A 20,089-nucleotide genomic window follows, 5' to 3' on the forward strand; every position below is an offset into this window, starting at 1 on the left:
AAATAAAGTGGATTGAGCCCATTCACGTAAGGAGTTGTTAAATTGAATATACAATATGATGAATATGAATTATTAGAAATATTCGAGAGTGAACCAGAAGATTATTTTATTCCAGGTGCAGGTGCATATAGATATAATAAAATAGATAAATTAGGTTTTGAATTAGTAATGATTATGTGTTATTACGAGGAAACTGTTGAATTAAATTTGTATTATAAAAATAAACGCATCTTTGAAACCAAGATGCATTCGGCGAAACGAATCTATACCCGTAAGGACTCATTATATGTCCAAGGTGGCGTAGAAAACAAAACAATCGAAGTAAAATTCAAACCACATTTTACAGTTACAATAAATGAGTTTTAAAAACCCGAAATTAATGATCGTAAATATTCTGCGCATGCTTTAGAAAGAATGGCTCCGGATACAATACAAGTTCGAGCTGAATTAGAGGCACATGCCAAAAGTAGAGGGCTTGTACGTAGTACACAGAAATTTAAAGAATTTGTTAATCCTAGAGGTATCACAACTTCTGTAGTAGATTTTCTGTGCCTTTCCATTGGGAAATCAAGACTGATATAAAAAATGAGTAGAAAAAACAAGGCTCTTACTTCGTGGATACCGCTACAAAGTAAGAGCCTTGTTTCATTATATTTGTTCATACAGTTTTCCTTGTAGTCTTCTGTTTTCATCCTTCAATCGCTTATTCTTTATCAATTTTTTGAACAGGTTGCTCCCAAAAGTTTTTTATACAAAATAACATCAAAAAATAGGTCTTGAACAAGCGTTAAAAAAGAAAGCTGAAGGGCAAGTATACCCTTTTGGAATCTTTTTAAGAGAAAATGATAAAATGAAGATAATATTAGGGAATTGTGAGGATGATTACGTTGCTTACTTTGATAAAATTTGTAGTTAGTTATGCTGCAAGTCTATTTGCTTTTATTTTTGGATGGTTCTTAATTTCATATATTTTTAACCCTAGCTTTATTCACCCAGACGTTTTACAGGGGTTCATAAAAACTATCGTCACTTATGGTAGTATACCAGCTCTTATAGCTTGCCTAATTGGGGAAGTTTTATATAGGAAAATTAAACGATGTCGAGAGTTTCAATTTGGAATTCCTTTATTTATAGGACTAGCAGTTATCTATACACTTATACCATTTCTTTTTCTTTTTACTTTTACTTTTTCATATTTCTTTGACTTCGTTGCACCTGTTATTATGGGTTCCTTAGCGTTTTATTTAGTACGTAGAAAAATATAATTTTCGTTTTGATCCATTATAATAGCTATCTCTGAATCACTAGTTTCAAAAAGCCTTCACGCAATGATGATTGCATGAAGGCTTTTGATGTTTTCTTATTTTTTTGTCTCGTTAACCCATGTAATAATGTCTTGGATGACATACTCGGGAACATTAGCAGGAATTTCGTATTCACTAGGAAGACTTAATTCCCCGTCACCCTCCGTGAAGAAATGATTCAATTTCGGGTATTTTTTGAACTGAACATTCCCGCGGTTTGAAAGTCCTTTCTGCCATTTTGTATATTCATCTTTTACTGTTACTTGATAATCGCGTGCTCCTTGCAAAATGAGTAAAGGCTCTTTTCGTGATTGTGCTTCTTCAACTGGACGCCACCTAGAAACATCATACATAAAATGAGGTGACCCAAAATTGTAGCCAGCTGGAGGATGGTCAGGATTGAAAGCAGGATCCTGGATAAAAGCGACCTGTCTTTTTAATTCATCGATTACTTCCTTTGACTCCCCAAGGTATTGATACTGATCAATGGCAATATCAGTCAAAGGCCGTGCAGGTGGTGCGAGTAAGATACTTCCTCGGACAAGTGAGGAAGGCGCTTTGCTCAGTATACGTGGCATTGTACCGGCTCCTAGACTATGTCCAAGAATGAAAATATTACTTGGATCAATGCCTTCCTGCTGCGCTGCTGATTTTGCTGCATAGATAGCATCATCTGTAGTATCACGATCTAACGTAACAGGTTCTGCACTCATCTTTAATGCATGTTCTAAGGTACGTTTTTCATAGCGCAACACTGCAATTCCGTTGGATGAAAGGCCCACCGCAATGTCTCGTAAGATTTTTGTTCCCATGTATGTGCTGTCGCGATCATGGATGCCAGCACCATGAACAAGAACAACTACGGGCAGCTTTTCACTACGCTTATGTTTCGGAACTGTTAATGTCGCTGGTAACGGATAGGTAGAATTTCCAATGACGATTTCACGTTCTTGATAGGAGTCAGGTTGATCATAGCTAGGATGGGGGATGGTAAAAGATTCCTCGGGTGGCCTTTCTCCAATTTCATCTACTTTCCCGCCAGGTGTGAATTTAAGGAGTAGCGGTATGGTAGTTCCTTCGGTAGCTGCTGGAATTTCTACCGTCTGATGGACCAAGTTTCGTTCTTTTATCACGGGGGTTCCCATGCTTTTTATCCCGCTCCAGCCACTTTTTGTCCACCAGTTTTGTAATGTGGTTGCTGTAAATTTGGATTGAAAAGCAGCAGACGTCAACTGGAGTGCCTCTGCATACTTACCTTGCTGGAGATATTCAAAAAATAATGATGTACGCTCCGTTAAAGAGATTAGTTTCTTTTCAGCAGATTGTTCCTCGCGTGTATCTGCGTGAATAGTTGTTGTAAGCGGGAAAGATGAAATGCCTAAAGAAAAGAGTAGGGTAAAGGTAAGTACTGATCTTTGTATTTTCTTTTTTTTATTCATGTTTTAACCTCCAATATGTGATGGTAAAAAACAGGTATGGTAATTAGAATTCTGGTGCGAAAACTTCAAAATATTTGCAAGCAATCTCCAAAACTTGGACATACTCATATTATTATTCTAAAAAAACGTAGATTTCTTCTCTTGTCACATGCATATTAATCCCAGAAATAATCTTTCTTCCTTCACTTTATATTTTGATTATACGAAACAAAGCTCTCGTTTTTCTTACTTGATACTTACAAATTCCTTAAGTAGAGGATATTTTAAAATCTTAGCTTGATGAATATGTGGCGGTACTCTTATGTTAAGAGATAGCTTAAGGACCGAGGATTGTATTGTTTTTATAAAGAGTTGATGTTATGTTTATTTTGTAACATATGGTGTTTTATGTATGTAGGAGGATTTATTGAAGAAATTATTAATATTGTTTTTATTAGCTACATTTTGTCTACAGATTACAGGATGTTCTAATAAGATGGGTACACTAAGGGAGAAGTCTAAAACTTCAACACCTGTGAAGTCTAAACGCATCAATAAAGGGTGGTACAAACATATGTAATAGTTTGTATCACCCTTTGTTGATGATAGAAGTCATAAAGAAAAGACACCCTAAGGTGCCTTCCTTCGACTTGAACCATCTTAATTTTAATAATATATTGGACTCCCATCCAAATATTATTTTACCATGTTAAGTTGTTGTATTCATTGAGAAATATGCTTTAAATCTATATTTTTAAAAAATATATAGATTTGAACAATATGTATACGAGCCACATATCAAAAAAAAGACACTCTCAAGAGTGCCTCTCCTTAGCAGCCGAATCCGCCGCCCCAACAGCTAGCGCCAACGATGATTAATAAGATGAAGAGCACAACAAGTAAGGCAAATCCGCCGCCGAAACCACAGCCTCCACCACAACTACCTCCATAGCCCATATTAACTCCTCCTTCCATAAAGACCATTTATTAATGGATTTAATTTAATTTATGTTTTTAAGGGTGAATGGAGCAGGTCCTTAAAAAAATAAAAGGATTTTGGAAGTTAAAAAGAGTTGACGACCTTATTTTTGTCACCGGTATTTCGTCTGCTACATATTGTATTTTATTCTGTGTATTGGGGGAAGGAGGATCTTATGGCTAATTCTGAGATGATTTTACGTTTACTTACGGATTTAAAGATTGAACAACAATTGTTGAAAGAACAGTTAGAGAAAATGCAAACAGCTGTGACTATTCTTGAAGAAAAATCAGTGACGCTTAAAGAAAAACCAGCGACTCTTAAAGAAAAAACAATGACTCCTGAAGAAAAACCATCTGTTACAAAGCAAAGAGCTTTTTCTGGACGCCCAACATCTTTTCGTGATTGGAGAGCATCTAGTCAAAAAAATTAGGGAATGTTATGTGAAATGATAAATAAAAAAGTACAGTCTGCTGTAGAAAAGACTGTACTTTTTTATGTCGGTAGAGAATGTTAAGGGAGACGCATTTATTGGCCTATTCCACTTTTAATTGGAGTTCTTTATCTAACTTATCATTATTAATTTTTAAAGTTAATCCTTGCGTGTTTTTCGGTACATCAAATACAATGTTTCCTTCCGAACTTTCATTAGGATTAACAATATTAAATTTGAATGTGGAGATATTTGCAGCTTTAAGTACTGACTGATATTCATTGGAAATGTGATATTCTCTTCCAAATCCATCAATTAATTTAAAGTTGTTAATATCTAGTGTAATGGGTTCTTCTTTACGATTATAAACGGCGATGTCTAATACTTTAAAGACACCTTGTGCTTTAACTTCTCCAGTCCCTAGAACATCTAATGACTCGGCAGATCCCATTGACATGTATACATCAGAGGAATCTACATTGGTAGGAAGTTCTTTTTGCGGATCCTTGCTGCTAAGTTTGTCATTCTCTGTTTTTTTAGAAGTCGCCTGCTCATTTTTCGCAGGCGCATCATGTGAACTGCAAGCTGATACTCCAAACAAGAATGTGCTACATAATAATGATGCTAATAACTTTTTGTTCATCGTTTGTTTCTTCCTTCCAAAATAGAAGCACTTTTAATGAGTGCTATATATATTTGCCTTTATATGTATTACATTTTATATCTTATTATATTAATTTTGGAAGGAAAAGGGAAAGTGTTGTACATTTCTCTGATTCGAATTATTTATCTGTCTAAAAGTTGAAATTAAAATGAGCCCCATAAATGATAAACCATTCCACTAACAAAAAACACTAATCCTAAAAATAAAACAATTAAAGCAAGAATTCCATTTTTATTATGTTCCATAAAATAAGCTCCTTTTTCATTTACTTACATACAAAAAGCCTTTAGTCGTAATTATGGCTAAAGGCCTTAATCTTCATACTTTGTAGTTTATAAAAAAGTTGTACTTCTGTATTAATTTGGAATATGATTATTTAAAGAGAAGGTGATGAGTACATGCAGGAAACAAAACAATTCCCGCTTATATCTGGAAATCCCTCATTAGATTTAGTAAATACAGAGCTAGTTAGGCGTGGACAACGTTATGATTTATTAATAACAAATGAAGATGTATTAGAATGGCTACATGTAATAAAGGTTAATCTTCCTTTTTGGAATGAAAAAACACTTATAGGAATTCAGAAGCGAATGGATCAAGTTACATCTAGCATATTAGAGGTAAGAGAAGTACTGAGAAAACAGTTTGAGGCAATTGCTGATCAGCAAGAAATTTCTAATGATTTTATTACGTATTTAGAAAAACAAATTGAGAAGGCACCATTTACATATAAAATCATTGAACAGCAGCTAGTATCTATCCCAGTTGGAGAAATCGAGGATGTACTCGCATCGTTAATTGCATTTGACGCTTTAACGTTAATAGCAGAAAATAAGCTTATTTCCCTTAAAAGGTGTTCAAATCCTGACTGTGTTTTATTATTTATAGATAAGAGTGGAAAACGAAAATGGTGTTCTATGAAAATATGTGGGAACCGGAAAAAGGTAGCAAAATTTCAGGATCGAAAATTTGAGGAAGTTTAGAGAATCAACTTATAATAGTTGATTCTTTTTTTGTATTTTAAAACTAACCCCTTAAATTAATATTTACAGGTTAGTTATGTCGAGTTATAATTGTTGGTAAATAAAGGAGGAGAACGATGGATAATATAACAGCAACTAAGCAGAAAGATCCTCAACCAATAAGTGTACGATATTTTACAAAAATGAAAGGGAAAGGAAGAAGCCCATTACAAGTAAATGTAAAGGACTCTTTAACGGGACTACTAGGGGGGTTTTTAACAATTCTTACCTTAACATATTTAACGAGCATAACCTCTACAGAATTATTAATGGCTCCATTTGGTGCGAGTTGTGTATTAGCGTTTGGAGTTTGGAATGCGCCATTATCTCAGCCGCGTAATATTATTGGAGGACATTTGATTTCAACTTTCATTGGTCTATCAATATATCATTTGTTTGGGAATGAATATTGGACAATTGCTTTAGCGGTGGGGATGGCAATAGCCGTTATGATGTTAACGAGAACGACGCATCCTCCGGCAGGCGCCGATCCGATTATCGTTATTTTAGGGGCAAACAGTTGGAGTTATTTAGTAACACCAGTTTTAATTGGCTCCGTTGTTATTGTAGTTATTGCTTTATTCATTAATAATATGAGTAGTAAAAGAAGCTATCCAACTTTTTGGATGTAGTTTGTGAAGTGAAAAATAATTTAAGTGAGTATTCTATTCTTACTATGTTTTATTTTTTATATAGTAAAAGCCTTAGTCGTAATTGCAGCTAATGACTTGGGTCCTCATACTTTGTAGTTCATAAAGAAAAGACACTTTAAAGTGCCTTCTACAGATTTGAATTATTTAATTCATGTAATTAATATTCGTTAGCATAAAACTCTTTTATTAATTTTATTTCATTTGTATCTGGATTAAACTTAAATATTTTAATTTGATTCGATTCATCTTTGTATGCAAATGTATTCTCACCAACTTGGGTCATATTGCTGGTGTTTAAAATAGGATCGCTACCGTGATCAGTAATTTCCACAGTTTTCTCCCGGTCCCAGAATGCAATGACAATAATCAAAATGATAAGACATACCCGTATAAAACGTAATTCTCTTGCAACAGGATGTTCCATCTGTTTGTCTCCTTTACTGTTTGATAGAGTGTGTTTATAAAAGAGATAATTTCTAGGAATATAAATAAAAAAGACACCGTAAAGTGTCTTTTTTATTTTAGTTATGCGCATTACTTAATAAGACGCTAGTTCCTCAGTCTGGCTATGAGTAACTATGTAGGGTGATTTTATTATAACATTTTAACCAGTAATGGGTCTATATGGAATTTAATTGTTTTTCTTTTTGATTATTCAGAACGATTAATTGGGTATTTGGATGAAGGAAGCAGTGACTTAACTTGTTTTAGAAGAGTGTTTAGGTGAGCTTGATATAGATGAAGATTTAGATGCTATGTTCTTATACATTGGTCTTGCAGCAATATAACTGGAGAAAGGAGAGGGGCTAATCTTGAGCTTTGGAAAGAAGCTGATATAGAAGATTATGAAGAGAGAGAAAGTTTTACATACATTAAAAGCACAACTGATAAAGTGTAGAGTTATATTTCCCTTTACACGAACATAACGGTATAATATAGTTAAGTTAAGTGAACTTAACTATTAAATGAAATAAAAGCATGGAGGAATAACGCTATGACTAGAACGTATAAAGAAGTAATTAATGAAATGAACCGAGCTTATAATGAATTCTACATTTTACTATTTCAGGAGTTGAAAGATGAGTTCGGTCTTACAGGACAGCAAGAGAGCATGCTATTTCACATTAATTTAAATGAAAATACGACAGCAAATCACATTGCGACTACTTTTAATGTATCAAAAAGTGCCGTTAGCCAAGTTTTATCGAAATTGGAGAAACAGAAGATGATTTCAAAACAAGTAAACCCTAATAATAAACGGGAGTATTTTCTTACACTTGGTCCAAACGGTAGTAAGTATATAGAGCGGTTGTCTGAGTTAGATGATGTATTAATTGAGAAATATTTTTCTAAAATCGATATAAACGCCCTAGAGCAAATGACAGATACGTTAACGAAAATAAATAAAGTGATATTGGAAGAAAAGCAGAAGGATCTTGATTGTAATGAGTAAGAACTTAGATGAAGCAATTAGTAGAAAGGAGGAGAAGTGCATTATGAGTTTCATACCAAATATGATTACGATAGCAAATTTTGTATGTGGGCTTTTAGCTATTTACGCTGTTTTCGTTCACGATATTTATTTGGGAGCAGTTTTTATTATTACAGGTATGCTGTTTGACTTTTTTGATGGCATGGTCGCTCGGAAACTGGATTCTGTTTCAGAAATTGGTGGAGAGTTGGACTCATTTGCGGATCTAGTTACTTTTGGTGTGGCACCGTCTATTCTTGCATATAGTGTCGCTTTAAAAGATTTGCAGTCTATCGGGATGATATGTGCACTTGCTTACAGTATTTGCGGAATGCTTCGGCTTGCAAGATTTAACACACAGCAAAGCAAACTTCCGACCTTTATCGGCATGCCAATCCCATTCGCGGCAATGTGTCTCCTCATTTTATGTTTTTTAAAGAATCCAGTTTCCGTGGCGTTTGGTACATGCGTACTCGCTTATTTAATGGTGAGCAAAATCAAATTCCCTCATTTTAAAAAAGATATAGCTGAAAGCTTGAAGCCTGGAAGATTGGATTGATGATACAGAATTACAATGAGAAAGATAAAGGAGAATAACATGATTCGTATGGCACTAAGATCATTCAACATACAAATGTATTGTTTGCTAGGTGTAATGTTATTGGGATGGTTAATGACACCTTTTTCAGCCCAGTTTGTAGGGATAAGCATTGGCCTTTTAGTGAGTATGTACTGCGCCTGGATTTTAGGAAGGCGTATTGAAAAGTTCGGAGATAGCATTGTAAAAAAAGAAAAAGCACCGATGCTCGGAATGATGAACCGGTTCGCAGCCGCAATACTCGGCGCGATTATTATGTATGAAATTGAACACCATGAATTCATGTGGACATTCGCTGCTGGAATTATGGGTGGGTATTTCTTGGTTATTATTAATTTGGGGTATTATAGTATGAGGGAAGCGGAGGAATAAAGTTTCACTTTATTATAAAGAAAAGACACCCATATAAGAGTGTCTTTTCTGATAGTTTTTTAGCAGAAGCAAGAAGCTCCAACGATGATTAATAAAATAAACAGTACAACTAATAAAGCAAATCCTCCAGCAAAACCGCAGCCTTCGCCGCAACTACCACCAAAACCCATAATAGTTCCTCCTTTTAATAAGAGGGGAAAACAAGGGTACATTCATGTATTTTAACGGATTCAAATTACTTTATGTTTTTTACGCAATAATTGAGCAGGTCCTTTGGAAAATAAAAAAAGACACCCTAAGGTGCCTTCTTCCGACTTGAACCATCTTAATTGTATTGCGTCGTTATCATATAAGAAAAAAAGACATCAATTAAGATGTCTTTTTTTCTTTGTAAAATTGGTGTTAAGAAGGTATAACCTATGAATAATATAACAATCATCGAGTAAGTTTATTATAGCAGCGATAAATAGGATTTTTATATGCAATATTACATATATATAGATTTATTTATGTTTTATTTGTATATTTTAATTGTCTGTTCCTTGTTTTAATTCGTTTAGTTATATTATTTTTTGAGTGCTCCAGCAATGGAGCCTTTTTTTAGTATTCTATTTTGATGATGTTCTATAAGATTAGCACCTTTTAAATTTGTTTTTATATAAAAAGCCTTTAACTTGTATTTATAGCTAAAGGCTCTGAGTGTCATACTTTATAGTTTATAAAATCTTATAAGAAGAATAACCAGTATTTTATATAGAATTTATCCCGCTATTTGCCGGGCTGCCCATAAACACCCGATTGGTGAGAGCTGATTAAAGTTTCACTTTATAATGTTTTTTATCCAATTTGGAACTGAAATGTACTAGCTTGATAATGAAGCTAGGTTATTAGAAGTGAAAAATTTTAGTTTTATTATAATTAATAGAAATGAAAGTAGTGTAAATATAAATCCACTCCAAATAAGTTGGTGAATACCTAAGTTTGAAATGAACCAGCCTCCAATAGTTGTTCCTAGAGTAATTCCGAGATTTGAGAATGAAACGAATAGGCTATTACCAAATTCGGGTGCTTCTCTTGCTTCACTTATTAACCATGTTTGACCAACAATTAATCCACCAGCATGCACGATTCCCCAAATGAATACCATAAAAATCATTGGAACAAGATAAGAACCTAAATAATAAACCAATATGTAAACAATAGAATATAAAATAGGGAACGATATTACTGTATTTACTATGCTTCTTTGCAGAAGACTACCAAATAAATGATTGCCTAAAATCATAACTATACCAAATATGAATAGCATGATACTGATGAGCGATCCATTCATGGAAGTTACTTTTGCAAGGTATTCGGCGAAGTAGCTGTATACGGAAAACATGGCTGCAAAAAGGAATGTGACAGTTAAAATATTTAACCATAATCCTGGTTTGCCGAGTATACGAATTTGTTTGCCGAAAGACATTTTTTCTTTAACGGGCATAGAAGGAAGTGAGATTAGTATTCCAATGAATGCAAGGGCGTTAATAAACGCTCCGAATAAGAAAGCAACTTCTAATGAAAATTGATCTGCAAGGTAAGAGGTTAATGGTACACCTAGTGCAAAGCCAACCGTAATTCCCATGAAAACTTTTGTAACCGCTTGACCACTCTTTTCAGGAGGAACAAGTTTAGCAGCAGTTACAAGAGCGATTGAAAAGAAGAGTGGGTGAAGTGCTGCAGGTAAAATACGAAAAATAAGCATGATTTCAAATTGTGTTGTATAAGCGTAGATTATATTTGAAATAACAAAAACAAAGATTGCTATTAATAAAATTATTTTACGATTAATACTAGAGACGAGCAGAATTAAAAACGGACCAGAAATAGCAACGACTAGTGCGAATATACTTACTAAAAATCCTGCTTGTGCAGTTGAAATGCCAAATTTCTGAGTGATTTGTGGTAATACACCGACAATACCCATCTCGGTAGTAATAATCCCAAACACCCCTATTGCTAGTGTAAGAATAAGTAAAGGACTTACTTTTTTCATTTGTAAAACTCTCCATTCTTATTATTATTTTGAAAGTGAAATCGATTTATTAACAAAGAAATGAGCATGATTGGATGTCAATAGTATTAGAATTATGTAATGTTAAACACAAAAACAGATATCTAAATAACTAGATGTGATATGTTAAAAAAGATGCTCCTTTCTATGTTTCTTTCTTTTATAGGTAGCGAAGTTTTAAAAAGAATGTATTGGGCAGCTATATAAAAGCAGAATGTGTGAAAGCAAATAATCAATTGGTAGGTTGATTATTTGCTTTTACTTTATAATTCATTTTGAACGTATTCAGAAAACGCTTGTATTGTTTTTTCATTTCGACGATAATATGTCCATTTTCCAATTCGGTCAGAGTCTAGTAATCCTGCCTTTTTCATAGTTAATAAATAACTAGAAATAACCGATTGGGCTAAGCCAGTTTTAAGCTGAATATCTCCTACACACACTCCAATCTGAAAATTAATCCCTTGTTCTAAATAAGGTTTTTCGTCGAAATGGTTTTCTGGATTTTTTAACCATGATAAAATTTGACATCTTGTTTCATTTGACAATGCTTTATAAATTAATGAAGGTTCCATAAGGATATTATATCTACTTTTATAGATTTGTAAATGGGTTTGTGTGATTTTAAGGGAAGAAGGTATAGTTGATCCCCTCGAATAGGAATAAGGTGCTCCTGATCTGTACCCTTTGTAAAGGACATTTTAAAAAAAGTTAGGCAACCTAAAAAAGATGATTTCTGTATGCAAACAGAAGTCATCTTTTTTAAATTCTATTGATAGCAAGAGTGATTATAGTACGTCATATATTTGTTAATTTCATGTTTTAACTGAACAAACGAGTCACATGATTTTATATATGCTTTATCGGTTAAAGTACTACGAGGATTACGTGCAAAAATGATAGTATTGTTAGGTTTAAGCATGTTGTTGCCTAGCTATCAATGGCGGATTCTTAAGAAGAGTAATAATAAAACCAAACTGAAGATTTAAGAAAAATTTTATATTTCCCCCACTTTTTATTTTAAAAGTTTTTCCTATCCTATAAACAAGTTACATCAAGGAGGAGACTGAAAATGAATAAGTGGGGATTTTTTTATTTTTAATATATTCCCTATATTCGAAGACAAAGTAAAAGATTAAATATATGAACAAAGTACTGGTTCTTAAACTATGTTCTAAATAATAGATGAAAATGTAAAGTTAGGGGATTCTACATGGATACAGGAGTTTTGATTAGTTATTTGTATACTTATTTCTTTACTATTATGTTTTGTATTGTGTTTCAAATTGGAGTTTATTTTAAAGCGAAAAGAATTATATCTATTCGGCATTTTTTATGGGTGTATGTTTTTCTATTCTACCTTTCGTTAGTGTATAGGGTGACGCAGATCGCGACTGTATGGGATATAAGTAGATATGAAACGTGGATTCGTGTAAGTCAAATCAATTTGACTCTATTTGATACGGCAGGTAGTACTACGTATCTTTTGAATATTGTACTGTTTATGCCGTTAGGTTTTTTATTACCGATGATTTGGCCGCAGTTTAAAAAAATAAAAAACACCGTATGTGCAGGATTTCTTTTTTCACTGGCAATTGAGTTAAATCAATTACTAAATAATAGAATTACAGATATTGATGATTTATTTACGAATACCCTCGGGGCAATTATTGGGTATTTATTATATAGAGCTTTTAAAATGATATTAAGAAGAGAGGGGAAAAAGCTTGATACCAACTCTTCTCTAGTTATAAAATACGAGGCTGTTTTTTGTTTAGTGTGTTCATTTGTAGGGGCGATGTTAATTTATCATCCAGCTTTATTTGGAAGACCTGTCATCATTCAGTGAGGTGATTACGAATTTCTTTTGAACGCTCGAGCGATATTTCAATTTGCAAAAAGCCTTTAACTTGTTATAGTTAAAGGCTTTTATCATCATAATTTTTACTTACCAATTACCCACTCTAACATCCACCTTCAACCACTTCACCCAATCCAAATCTTCTATTTTAAGCAAACTAAGCGAAACACCCTTCATATCTAAAGAAGTCAACAGCGTACCAACCTTTACGAATGTCACTTGCAATCCTTCAAGTTCAGACAAACGGCGAATGTCGTTTGCGAAAATGTATTGTTCCATTAATGGAGTTGCGCCGAGTCCATTAATAAGGATAGCGAAGTTGTCTCCTTTTCTCCAGCGGTAAATACTTTTTAGTTTGTTCATCAGTTCAATCGCTAATATTTCAGAAGAGGAGAGTGCTTCTTTACGGTAACCTTTTTCTCCGTGAATGCCGACGCCGTAAAAGACTTCATCTTCGTTTAATGTGAATGAAGCTTTTCCTTTCACTGGATCGTTTGCAGGTGAAAGAGCAACTCCTAATGTGTGTAAGTTTTTGATGACAGCTTGCCCGATTGTTGTTAGTTCTTCTAAAGAATGTCCACTCTCAGCGGCCGCACCTAATATTTTTTGGACGAAAACAGTGCCAGCTACGCCGCGTCTTCTTTTATTAAAAGAAGCATCATCTTCAATTGAAACATCGTCATTTACGATGATATGGTCAACTTTTCTTCCTTCTTCTTGAGCAATTTGCTTTGCTGCTAGAAAGTTTTCTACGTCATCTTTAAAGTTTTTGATGATGAATAGTATACTTTTATCTTTTGGTATGAGGCGAGTTGCCGCCACAATTTGTTCCACTGTAGGCGGAGTGAAAATACTGCCGTTTACTGCCGCTGTAAGCATACCTTTTCCTACATAACCAATATCAGCAGGTTCATGTCCGCTACCACCGCCGCTTATAATAGCGACGTCTTGCTTTAGTTTTTCGATATCTTTTACATAAATGATGTTATTTGTTTCATCGTAATTTACTTTGTCGTTATGTTCAAAATAAAAGCCATGCAGCATATCTTGAACGATATTTTGTACATCATTCATAATCTTTTTCATTGCTTTTGCCACCCTTTAATTACTTTGCTGATTGCTCAAGTAATAGTAGTAATTGATTGTTTATCATATTTTTCATAAGAGAAGACATAATGGAAGGATCTACTTCGCACTTACTTTCAATCCAATCTTTTATCGTTCCAACGAAGCCGTGACTATAAAAGGAGGCAATCGTATTTTTTGTCTCATCAGAAAGGCTGAATCCACAGCTCACAGATAGTTCATCAATAATCTTCATATATAAGTTTTTCGTATGCTCAAATAAATAGTGATTAAACGAGTTTTGCTCAATAACTTTAAAAGCATTTCGGTAAAATTTTTGATTTTCATAAAAGTAATCAAATAATAAATCGAAAATGTTTTCCCACGTTTCATAGTCAAGAAAATCGATAATGTTTTCCTTCGTTTCTTCTCTATAAATCCAGCTTAATAGTTCAAATTTATCTTTAAAATGATAATAAAAAGTTTGCCTACGCATTTGACAGTGTAACATAATATCGCTCACTGATATTTTATGAAACGACTCTGTTTCCATTAAATACTTCAATGAGTTCGCGATTATCTTTTTAGAAATTATAGAAGAGGTCATCTAAATCATCCCTAGAATGTTATTAATATGAAAATCCTATCTATAAATGAGAGCGGTGTCTTTAGACAGATTGTCCATTTTGTCCGTTTACTATAAAACGCTTTCATTTTAACATGAGTAGTAAGAAGAAGATTTCAAATATATCACAATATATTAAAGGAATTGAGGGAGAACTACAATGAAAAAGATTATAAACAAACCAGAAACATTAGTAATGGAAATGTGCAACGGAATGGTTATGGCTCATCCAGAGCTTGAGCTTTTGAAAAAATATAAAGTGATTAAGAAGAAAGAAATGAACGAAAATAAAGTAACGTTAATTAGTGGAGGCGGTAGTGGTCACGAGCCGGCACATGCAGGATTAGTCGGAAAAGGAATGTTAGATGCGGCAGTGTGCGGAGATGTGTTTGCGTCACCTTCACAAATTCAGGTATACCAAGCGATTAAAGAGACAGCTAGTAAAAAAGGTACGTTATTAATTATTAAAAATTATAGCGGCGATATTATGAATTTCAAAAACGGTGCGCATTTAGCGACGGAAGATGGAATTGAAGTCGACTACGTAAAGGTGGACGATGATATTGCGGTAGAAGATAGCCTGTACACAGTAGGACGCCGCGGCGTTGCGGGCGTTATTTTAGTTCATAAAATTGCCGGCGCAGCAGCGGAAGCAGGTATGGATTTAGGAGCGGTGAAAGCTGTAGCAGAAAAAGCAGCGGCTAACGTGCGCACAATCGGTTTAGCATTAACGTCTTGTACAGTTCCAGCGAGTGGATCACCTACTTTCACACTTGCGGAAGATGAAATGGAATACGGTGTAGGTATTCACGGCGAACCAGGAATTAAGCGTGAAAAAATGCTGTCAGCAGATGAACTAGCGAACCGTATGACAAATGACCTTGTAAAAGATTTAGGAGTAAAAGATGGCGAGGAAATCGCAATTCTAGTTAACGGTTTTGGCGGAACACCACTGCAAGAACTTTACTTATTTAACAACGCAGTTACGAGAGAACTAGCTGCAAGAAACATTAAAATTAATAGAGTATTCGTCGGTAACTATATGACAAGTATTGATATGGCTGGTATGTCTTTAACGGTAATGAAGTTAGATGACGAGCTAAAAACATTACTATCAAAAGAATGTAATACACCAGCGTTTAAAGTAGATGGACCAGTTGAAAGTGTAGAGTACGTGAATGTACTTGAAGAAACAGAAGAGAAGGAAGTTTCCTTTGAACTAGAAACAGCGGAAGAGCACGCTGTGATTAAAAATAATGTCATTACATTAAACAACATGATTTATCTCGTTGATAAAATGAGCGACATTATTATTAAAAATGAAGTACCGTTCTGTGAGTTAGATACACATGCAGGTGACGGTGACTTCGGAATGAGTGTTGCAAAAGGATTTAAGCAATTAAAACGTGAGTGGCATTCTATTGTAGAACAAGAAAACGTAACGATCGGATCATTCCTTGACGGTTGCTCCATGATTATTATGGAACATTGCGGCGGCGCATCTGGTCCAATTTGGGGTGGTGCATTCCGCTCAGCTAGTAAAGCAGCAGGCGAAAAACGTGAGCTAACAGTGAAAGAGTTCGCTGAAATGTTGCAAGCAGCACTTCACGGCATACAATCTATCGGTGAAAGATCATTCGGCAGAGGAGCGGTAGTTGGTGATAAAACGCTTGTTGACGCACTTGCTCCATGTGTAGACTCTTGGTTAGCTAGCGCTTCAAACGAAGAAGACATGAAAACTGCCTTTGAAAAAGGTGCAGAAGCAGCAGTTAAAGGAGCAGAGTACACGAAAGAAATCGTAGCTCGCATGGGCCGCGCTGGTACAGTTGGCGAAAGAAGCTTAGGATATCCTGATGCAGGTGCGCATGCGCTTGGAGTTATCTTTACGGAGATTGCGGGTAGTTTGAGATAATAATTAGAAAGTCCCTCTGCCTTAAGGTGGAGGGATTTTTATATAGTTGATATGTAGAAGACTTCTTTCGGTTCTTTCTCAGTAAAATATGAGTTTGTTACTGTTTTTGATAAAATCTTATTTCAAAAATACAACTAATATTTCTCAACATTAATATATTGAAAATAGTTAGAATATTTAAGATAATCATTTGTGAAGAAGTAAGTTATAAAAAAAGGGGGAATTTATTTTGTTACGTCGTTTATCTATTTGTACAGTACTAACAGCTTTTATATTTACTTTATTTACATTTAACGGCTCTGCTTTCGCAGCTACGAATGCTACTGAAAATGAAAATGTAGTAGCAGCTTGTGCAAAGGGAGGTACGGTAGGTGTATATGGTGCAAAGATGCGCAGTGGTTATACTGTCGATTCACCTGTCTTACATACATTTAATGATGGTACGAAAATTACTGGAACATGGGTAACTGGTGAATATGTTCAAGGTCATTACAGTAATTCTAAACAGTGGTTAAAAGTTACATATAAAGGGATGACAGGTTATGTATCCCATACAACATTATATAACGTTTGCTCATAAAACTATGTACCATAATAGCTTTGGATATATTGAGCTAATCTCTTCTAGAGATTAGTTCTTTTTTATCTCTTAGTTTTTAATGGGGCATTTTTTGAAAAAGACCAACGATTCATTAAATCGATGGTCTTACGTTTATATAGTATTCATTTGTATCTATATCAAATTTTTCATTGCTTTTTGCTTATTTTAGACTTAGTTTGTTTGTGATTGCAGCTTATCAATTTTCCAGTATGTTTGTAGAGGGTCTAAAGAGCTTTCAATATAAAACATATATTCATCTACGGTATGTGGTACTTCAAAAGCTATTTTCAATTCTACCGTTTCATTTGGTTTAACTTGTATATCAGAAGGGTTTTGATCAAGCACCTTTCCTTTATAGATTTTTCCGTCTTTTTCATCTTTTAAGTTATATTTTAATTCTGATAGTCCAATCGTTTGACCTCGTACATTTTTTACAGAGACATTAACAATGACGGAATCGTTGCTAGCATTTAAATATGCACTTTGAACAGCGGCCAAGTAATAGCCTCCCTTAACACTCTCGCCAACTAATAAAATACCTTGTTCCAAGCGGCTCATCTCTTCTTTTTCTTCAAAATTTATTAATTCTTCATTTTCATTTTTTGCGGTTGGTTCTTCTATTGGACCATTTTCAACGGCACTATCTGTTTTATCTTGTGTGCAAGCAGCCGTAACACTGACTAATACTAGAATGAAAGTAAGTAATATAGATAATTTTCTCATAAAATTTATCTGTCTCCTTAAGTTTCTCAATTTTGTGCAGCTATACATATAAGATTAACATAATGTCTCATTATTGGCTCAAAATAGGGGGTCTTTTAGACAACTTATTCTTTTTACTTTTAATATACATTCGATTGGTTCTCGCGATATTTGTTAATCTTTTAAAACATTGGCTTAGTAATACCGAGGGTTATTATAGATATATTAATCATGTAATTTGTCCATATCAAAATGAACGTTTTTTGCATTTAATATATTGTAAATATATTTTATTTTGGAAGGATGTGATTATATGGCTCATAAATCTACTGGAGTGTTTCGAGTTCCAGTTTCTGAAAATGGGATTATTCCAACTGCTCTCAACATTATGTTAAACAATGATTCACGCTGTCATACTAGTAATGTAACGGTAACTGTTAAGAGAAGTCGAAACACCTTTTTCCCAACTCAAAATGAATTAGTTGAAATCTCTCGTACTTTTGTTTCTTTAGAACCAAACAGAACAACTAAGATTGTGTTATTTACTCCAGAATTCCAAATAGAAGATTTTCTTGATGTCATCATTAGTGGAAATAAAGAGGATGTTAAGGATGTTCTTGTATATTCTTTCTTAGCAGATTCAGTAGGTCATAATCTGCCATCTACTGTTTTCAGAAATGCAGAATACACTTTTGCTTGCTGACACAGTGATGATGTATTCTTTACTGTCGTATATCTGAATTGAAATGTTGCAAACAGCACTTCAAGGCATATAATCTATCGTTGAAAGATCATTCGGCAGAGGAGCGGTAGTTGGTGAAAGAAGTTTAGGATATCCAGATGCAGGGGCACATACGCTTGGGGTTATCTTTACAGAAATTTTAGGTAGTTTGAAATAGAAATTAGAAGATCCCTTCTACCTTAAGGTGGAGGGGGTTTTCTTAATATTGTTTTTTGATATATATTGCTAAATATGTTCCCATAATTCATTCTATTGTATTGAGAATAATGTCATCTACATCAAAAAACGGTTTATAAAAGGAACTAGTATTTGAAGAAGTTCCACCTCAAACATACTCCTATGCATATAAGTATGTTTGAGGTGGATTTATTAAAGAATTTTATATATAGCATGAATGAAAATGGGATAAATAAAACAATGTTTCTTAGTATGTTTTTAAGAATTAATTGAGCAGGTCCTTTTGAAAATAAAAAAAGAAACCCTAAGGTGCCTTCCTCTGAATTGAAACAATAATATGGTTCTAGGTTTAAAAACTATTGGGATTTTTCCTGTGAACTTTATAAGTAGTTTTTAAGAAATTATGAGTGGTTATTTTTGTTTTCAAAATATTCTTCTTTAATTATTTGTAATTTTTTTTCGTTTTTTGTTAATTCAAATATAAATAATGATTTTTGCATGTTATTAGCAACATCTTCTTCATTATATTGTTTAAGCTTTAATAAATTTGAACCTTTTCCATAATATAGTTCACCCAATAAGTAAAAAGTATTTAGATTAATAGCTAATTGGATACCCTTATCAATGTATTTTATTGCTTCTTCGTATTGATATGTGTAACTTAAATTTTTTGCTAAATTATAAATGATTTTCAATTTAATTTCTTTATTTCTAGGAAAATCTAATTTGTTAAAATTATTTAAACATCTTTTAAGGATAGTAATACTTTTTTTGTATTCTTTATTTTCTGCATGAAGTATAGCCATTGTATGTAGAATATCTATTTCTCTCTCTGATAAAAAATCAATATTGGTTACAGTTAGTTTTAGTGCATTATTTAAAAGAGTTAAAGCCACTTTTGTTGAGTTATTCACACAATATATAGCAATTGCTTCATGCCATAGTAGAAATTGTTTATCTTCTTTTGTTTGAAAATTATTTGTGTATTTTTCTCTTGTTACTATTTCATAAAGCTCTTTATATTGATGTTGCCTTATGCAATCCCTCATTACATATTTTACATTTTCTGTATATTTTAATTTCTTGTTTTGAGTTAGTGCAAATATATTATTTGGATCAACACCAAGTCTTTCAGATAATTGATATAATAATATGCTAGATGGATAAATCACACCTTTTTCGATCTTACTAATCTGACTTTGTGAACATATTCCGTGACATAAGTCGGATTGTGATATATTTTTTTTAATTCTAAGTTCTTTAATGGTAATACCCAAATCGTTAAATTCCATTTTCCCCACCTACTATTTAACACTTTATTAGTATGATATTCTCTAACCTTAATGTAATGTAAAATTAATATAGTTGCAATTATTGTTTTAAAGGGCTTATCGTTTCTATAAGATGGTGAGATTTTTTTATGTACAAAAAAAG

General features: G+C 33.6%; 24 protein-coding genes and 2 pseudogenes. 15 read left to right on the forward strand and 11 right to left on the reverse strand.

Annotated elements, in window-relative coordinates; genetic code table 11:
* Window positions 1-42 precede the first annotated feature (42 nt).
* The 3 genes and pseudogenes from IBT51_RS20180 to IBT51_RS20190 all read left to right on the forward strand — a co-directional run bounded on the left by IBT51_RS20180 (window position 43) and on the right by IBT51_RS20190 (window position 1,265).
* A complete protein-coding gene (locus tag IBT51_RS20180; protein WP_200458634.1) occupies window positions 43-366 on the forward strand; it encodes a hypothetical protein in 324 nt (107 codons plus the stop codon).
* 331 nt (window positions 367-697) lie between these two features.
* Window positions 698-895: pseudogene (locus IBT51_RS27465) on the forward strand (GNAT family N-acetyltransferase); the annotation flags it as partial.
* Window positions 879-1,265 carry a hypothetical protein gene (locus IBT51_RS20190; protein ID WP_053565118.1) on the forward strand — a complete coding sequence of 129 codons (387 nt, stop codon included), beginning with the start codon at window positions 879-881 and terminating at the stop codon, window positions 1,263-1,265. The pseudogene IBT51_RS27465 and the gene IBT51_RS20190, both read left to right, overlap by 17 nt.
* Before the next feature lie 95 nt (window positions 1,266-1,360).
* Here the strand turns inward: IBT51_RS20190 and IBT51_RS20195 are convergent, their stop codons facing one another.
* Both IBT51_RS20195 and IBT51_RS20200 read right to left on the reverse strand, forming a co-directional pair.
* The gene (locus IBT51_RS20195; RefSeq protein WP_200458633.1) at window positions 1,361-2,743 is read right to left on the reverse strand and encodes an alpha/beta hydrolase; all 1,383 of its coding nucleotides are present in this window, start codon (window positions 2,741-2,743) and stop codon (window positions 1,361-1,363) included.
* 810 nt (window positions 2,744-3,553) lie between these two features.
* A complete protein-coding gene (locus IBT51_RS20200; protein WP_000540377.1) occupies window positions 3,554-3,679 on the reverse strand; it encodes a YjcZ family sporulation protein in 126 nt (41 codons plus the stop codon).
* Between the two features lie 197 nt (window positions 3,680-3,876).
* On the opposite strand from IBT51_RS20200, the gene IBT51_RS20205 reads away from it, so the two are divergent.
* Window positions 3,877-4,134, forward strand: a complete 258-nt coding sequence (locus tag IBT51_RS20205; RefSeq protein WP_000013694.1) for a hypothetical protein — start codon at window positions 3,877-3,879, stop codon at window positions 4,132-4,134.
* 103 nt (window positions 4,135-4,237) lie between these two features.
* On the opposite strand, the gene IBT51_RS20210 is transcribed toward IBT51_RS20205, so the two are convergent.
* Entirely contained in the window at window positions 4,238-4,777 is a 540-nt protein-coding gene (locus IBT51_RS20210; RefSeq protein ID WP_001035579.1) for a DUF4352 domain-containing protein, read from the reverse strand.
* A 419-nt stretch (window positions 4,778-5,196) separates the two neighbouring features.
* Here IBT51_RS20210 and IBT51_RS20215 point away from each other — a divergent pair, with 419 nt between their 5' ends.
* Window positions 5,197-5,781, forward strand: coding sequence for a CGNR zinc finger domain-containing protein (locus IBT51_RS20215; protein ID WP_016082644.1), 585 nt, complete (start codon window positions 5,197-5,199; stop codon window positions 5,779-5,781).
* Between the two features lie 116 nt (window positions 5,782-5,897).
* Window positions 5,898-6,452, forward strand: coding sequence for an HPP family protein (locus tag IBT51_RS20220; protein ID WP_000368844.1), 555 nt, complete (start codon window positions 5,898-5,900; stop codon window positions 6,450-6,452).
* A 178-nt stretch (window positions 6,453-6,630) separates the two neighbouring features.
* Here the strand turns inward: IBT51_RS20220 and IBT51_RS20225 are convergent, their stop codons facing one another.
* Window positions 6,631-6,897 (reverse strand): YmzC family protein, encoded by a 267-nt coding sequence (locus IBT51_RS20225; RefSeq protein ID WP_000400965.1) that lies wholly within the window; start codon window positions 6,895-6,897, stop codon window positions 6,631-6,633.
* Window positions 6,898-7,095: 198 nt separating this feature from the next.
* On the opposite strand from IBT51_RS20225, the pseudogene IBT51_RS27330 reads away from it, so the two are divergent.
* The 4 genes and pseudogenes from IBT51_RS27330 (at window position 7,096) to IBT51_RS20240 (ending at window position 8,914) form a co-directional block, all read left to right on the forward strand.
* Window positions 7,096-7,399 (forward strand): annotated as a pseudogene (locus tag IBT51_RS27330) (MarR family transcriptional regulator).
* A 68-nt stretch (window positions 7,400-7,467) separates the two neighbouring features.
* Complete coding sequence (locus IBT51_RS20230; RefSeq protein WP_000198941.1) at window positions 7,468-7,926, forward strand: MarR family winged helix-turn-helix transcriptional regulator; 459 nt, start codon at window positions 7,468-7,470, stop codon at window positions 7,924-7,926.
* A 43-nt stretch (window positions 7,927-7,969) separates the two neighbouring features.
* Entirely contained in the window at window positions 7,970-8,503 is a 534-nt protein-coding gene (gene pssA / locus IBT51_RS20235) for a CDP-diacylglycerol--serine O-phosphatidyltransferase (protein ID WP_234465798.1), read from the forward strand.
* 39 nt (window positions 8,504-8,542) lie between these two features.
* On the forward strand, window positions 8,543-8,914 hold the full coding sequence (locus tag IBT51_RS20240; protein WP_200458631.1) for an ATP synthase subunit I: 372 nt from the start codon (window positions 8,543-8,545) through the stop codon (window positions 8,912-8,914).
* 59 nt (window positions 8,915-8,973) lie between these two features.
* Here the strand turns inward: IBT51_RS20240 and IBT51_RS20245 are convergent, their stop codons facing one another.
* The 3 genes from IBT51_RS20245 to IBT51_RS20255 all read right to left on the reverse strand — a co-directional run bounded on the left by IBT51_RS20245 (window position 8,974) and on the right by IBT51_RS20255 (window position 11,545).
* Entirely contained in the window at window positions 8,974-9,084 is a 111-nt protein-coding gene (locus IBT51_RS20245; protein ID WP_000505669.1) for a YjcZ family sporulation protein, read from the reverse strand.
* A gap of 692 nt (window positions 9,085-9,776) precedes the next feature.
* Window positions 9,777-10,952 carry an MFS transporter gene (locus tag IBT51_RS20250; RefSeq protein ID WP_064532722.1) on the reverse strand — a complete coding sequence of 392 codons (1,176 nt, stop codon included), beginning with the start codon at window positions 10,950-10,952 and terminating at the stop codon, window positions 9,777-9,779.
* A 281-nt stretch (window positions 10,953-11,233) separates the two neighbouring features.
* Complete coding sequence (locus IBT51_RS20255; protein WP_000433732.1) at window positions 11,234-11,545, reverse strand: ArsR/SmtB family transcription factor; 312 nt, start codon at window positions 11,543-11,545, stop codon at window positions 11,234-11,236.
* 638 nt (window positions 11,546-12,183) lie between these two features.
* Between IBT51_RS20255 and IBT51_RS20260 the strand changes: the two genes are divergently transcribed.
* Window positions 12,184-12,819, forward strand: coding sequence for a VanZ family protein (locus IBT51_RS20260; RefSeq protein WP_063246234.1), 636 nt, complete (start codon window positions 12,184-12,186; stop codon window positions 12,817-12,819).
* A gap of 99 nt (window positions 12,820-12,918) precedes the next feature.
* On the opposite strand, the gene dhaQ is transcribed toward IBT51_RS20260, so the two are convergent.
* On the reverse strand, window positions 12,919-13,917 hold the full coding sequence (gene dhaQ, locus IBT51_RS20265; RefSeq protein WP_075719944.1) for a DhaKLM operon coactivator DhaQ: 999 nt from the start codon (window positions 13,915-13,917) through the stop codon (window positions 12,919-12,921).
* Window positions 13,918-13,936: 19 nt separating this feature from the next.
* Complete coding sequence (gene dhaS, locus IBT51_RS20270; protein ID WP_000204220.1) at window positions 13,937-14,503, reverse strand: dihydroxyacetone kinase transcriptional activator DhaS; 567 nt, start codon at window positions 14,501-14,503, stop codon at window positions 13,937-13,939.
* A 178-nt stretch (window positions 14,504-14,681) separates the two neighbouring features.
* On the opposite strand from dhaS, the gene dhaK reads away from it, so the two are divergent.
* Both dhaK and IBT51_RS20280 read left to right on the forward strand, forming a co-directional pair.
* A complete protein-coding gene (gene dhaK, locus IBT51_RS20275) occupies window positions 14,682-16,433 on the forward strand; it encodes a dihydroxyacetone kinase subunit DhaK (protein ID WP_200458630.1) in 1,752 nt (583 codons plus the stop codon).
* Window positions 16,434-16,662: 229 nt separating this feature from the next.
* Complete coding sequence (locus IBT51_RS20280; protein WP_000946191.1) at window positions 16,663-17,013, forward strand: SH3 domain-containing protein; 351 nt, start codon at window positions 16,663-16,665, stop codon at window positions 17,011-17,013.
* 192 nt (window positions 17,014-17,205) lie between these two features.
* On the opposite strand, the gene IBT51_RS20285 is transcribed toward IBT51_RS20280, so the two are convergent.
* The gene (locus tag IBT51_RS20285; RefSeq protein WP_001228903.1) at window positions 17,206-17,757 is read right to left on the reverse strand and encodes a DUF4352 domain-containing protein; all 552 of its coding nucleotides are present in this window, start codon (window positions 17,755-17,757) and stop codon (window positions 17,206-17,208) included.
* 292 nt (window positions 17,758-18,049) lie between these two features.
* On the opposite strand from IBT51_RS20285, the gene IBT51_RS20290 reads away from it, so the two are divergent.
* Together IBT51_RS20290 and IBT51_RS27120 are read left to right on the forward strand one after the other, a co-directional pair.
* Window positions 18,050-18,439 carry a hypothetical protein gene (locus tag IBT51_RS20290; protein ID WP_000940659.1) on the forward strand — a complete coding sequence of 130 codons (390 nt, stop codon included), beginning with the start codon at window positions 18,050-18,052 and terminating at the stop codon, window positions 18,437-18,439.
* A 76-nt stretch (window positions 18,440-18,515) separates the two neighbouring features.
* Window positions 18,516-18,635 carry a DAK2 domain-containing protein gene (locus IBT51_RS27120; protein WP_071713771.1) on the forward strand — a complete coding sequence of 40 codons (120 nt, stop codon included), beginning with the start codon at window positions 18,516-18,518 and terminating at the stop codon, window positions 18,633-18,635.
* Between the two features lie 421 nt (window positions 18,636-19,056).
* Here the strand turns inward: IBT51_RS27120 and IBT51_RS20300 are convergent, their stop codons facing one another.
* On the reverse strand, window positions 19,057-19,947 hold the full coding sequence (locus tag IBT51_RS20300) for a helix-turn-helix domain-containing protein (RefSeq protein ID WP_200458629.1): 891 nt from the start codon (window positions 19,945-19,947) through the stop codon (window positions 19,057-19,059).
* Between the last annotated feature and the right edge of the window lie 142 nt (window positions 19,948-20,089).

Source organism: Bacillus sp. S71 (genome assembly GCF_016625265.1).
Lineage (GTDB): Bacteria > Bacillota > Bacilli > Bacillales > Bacillaceae_G > Bacillus_A > Bacillus_A cereus.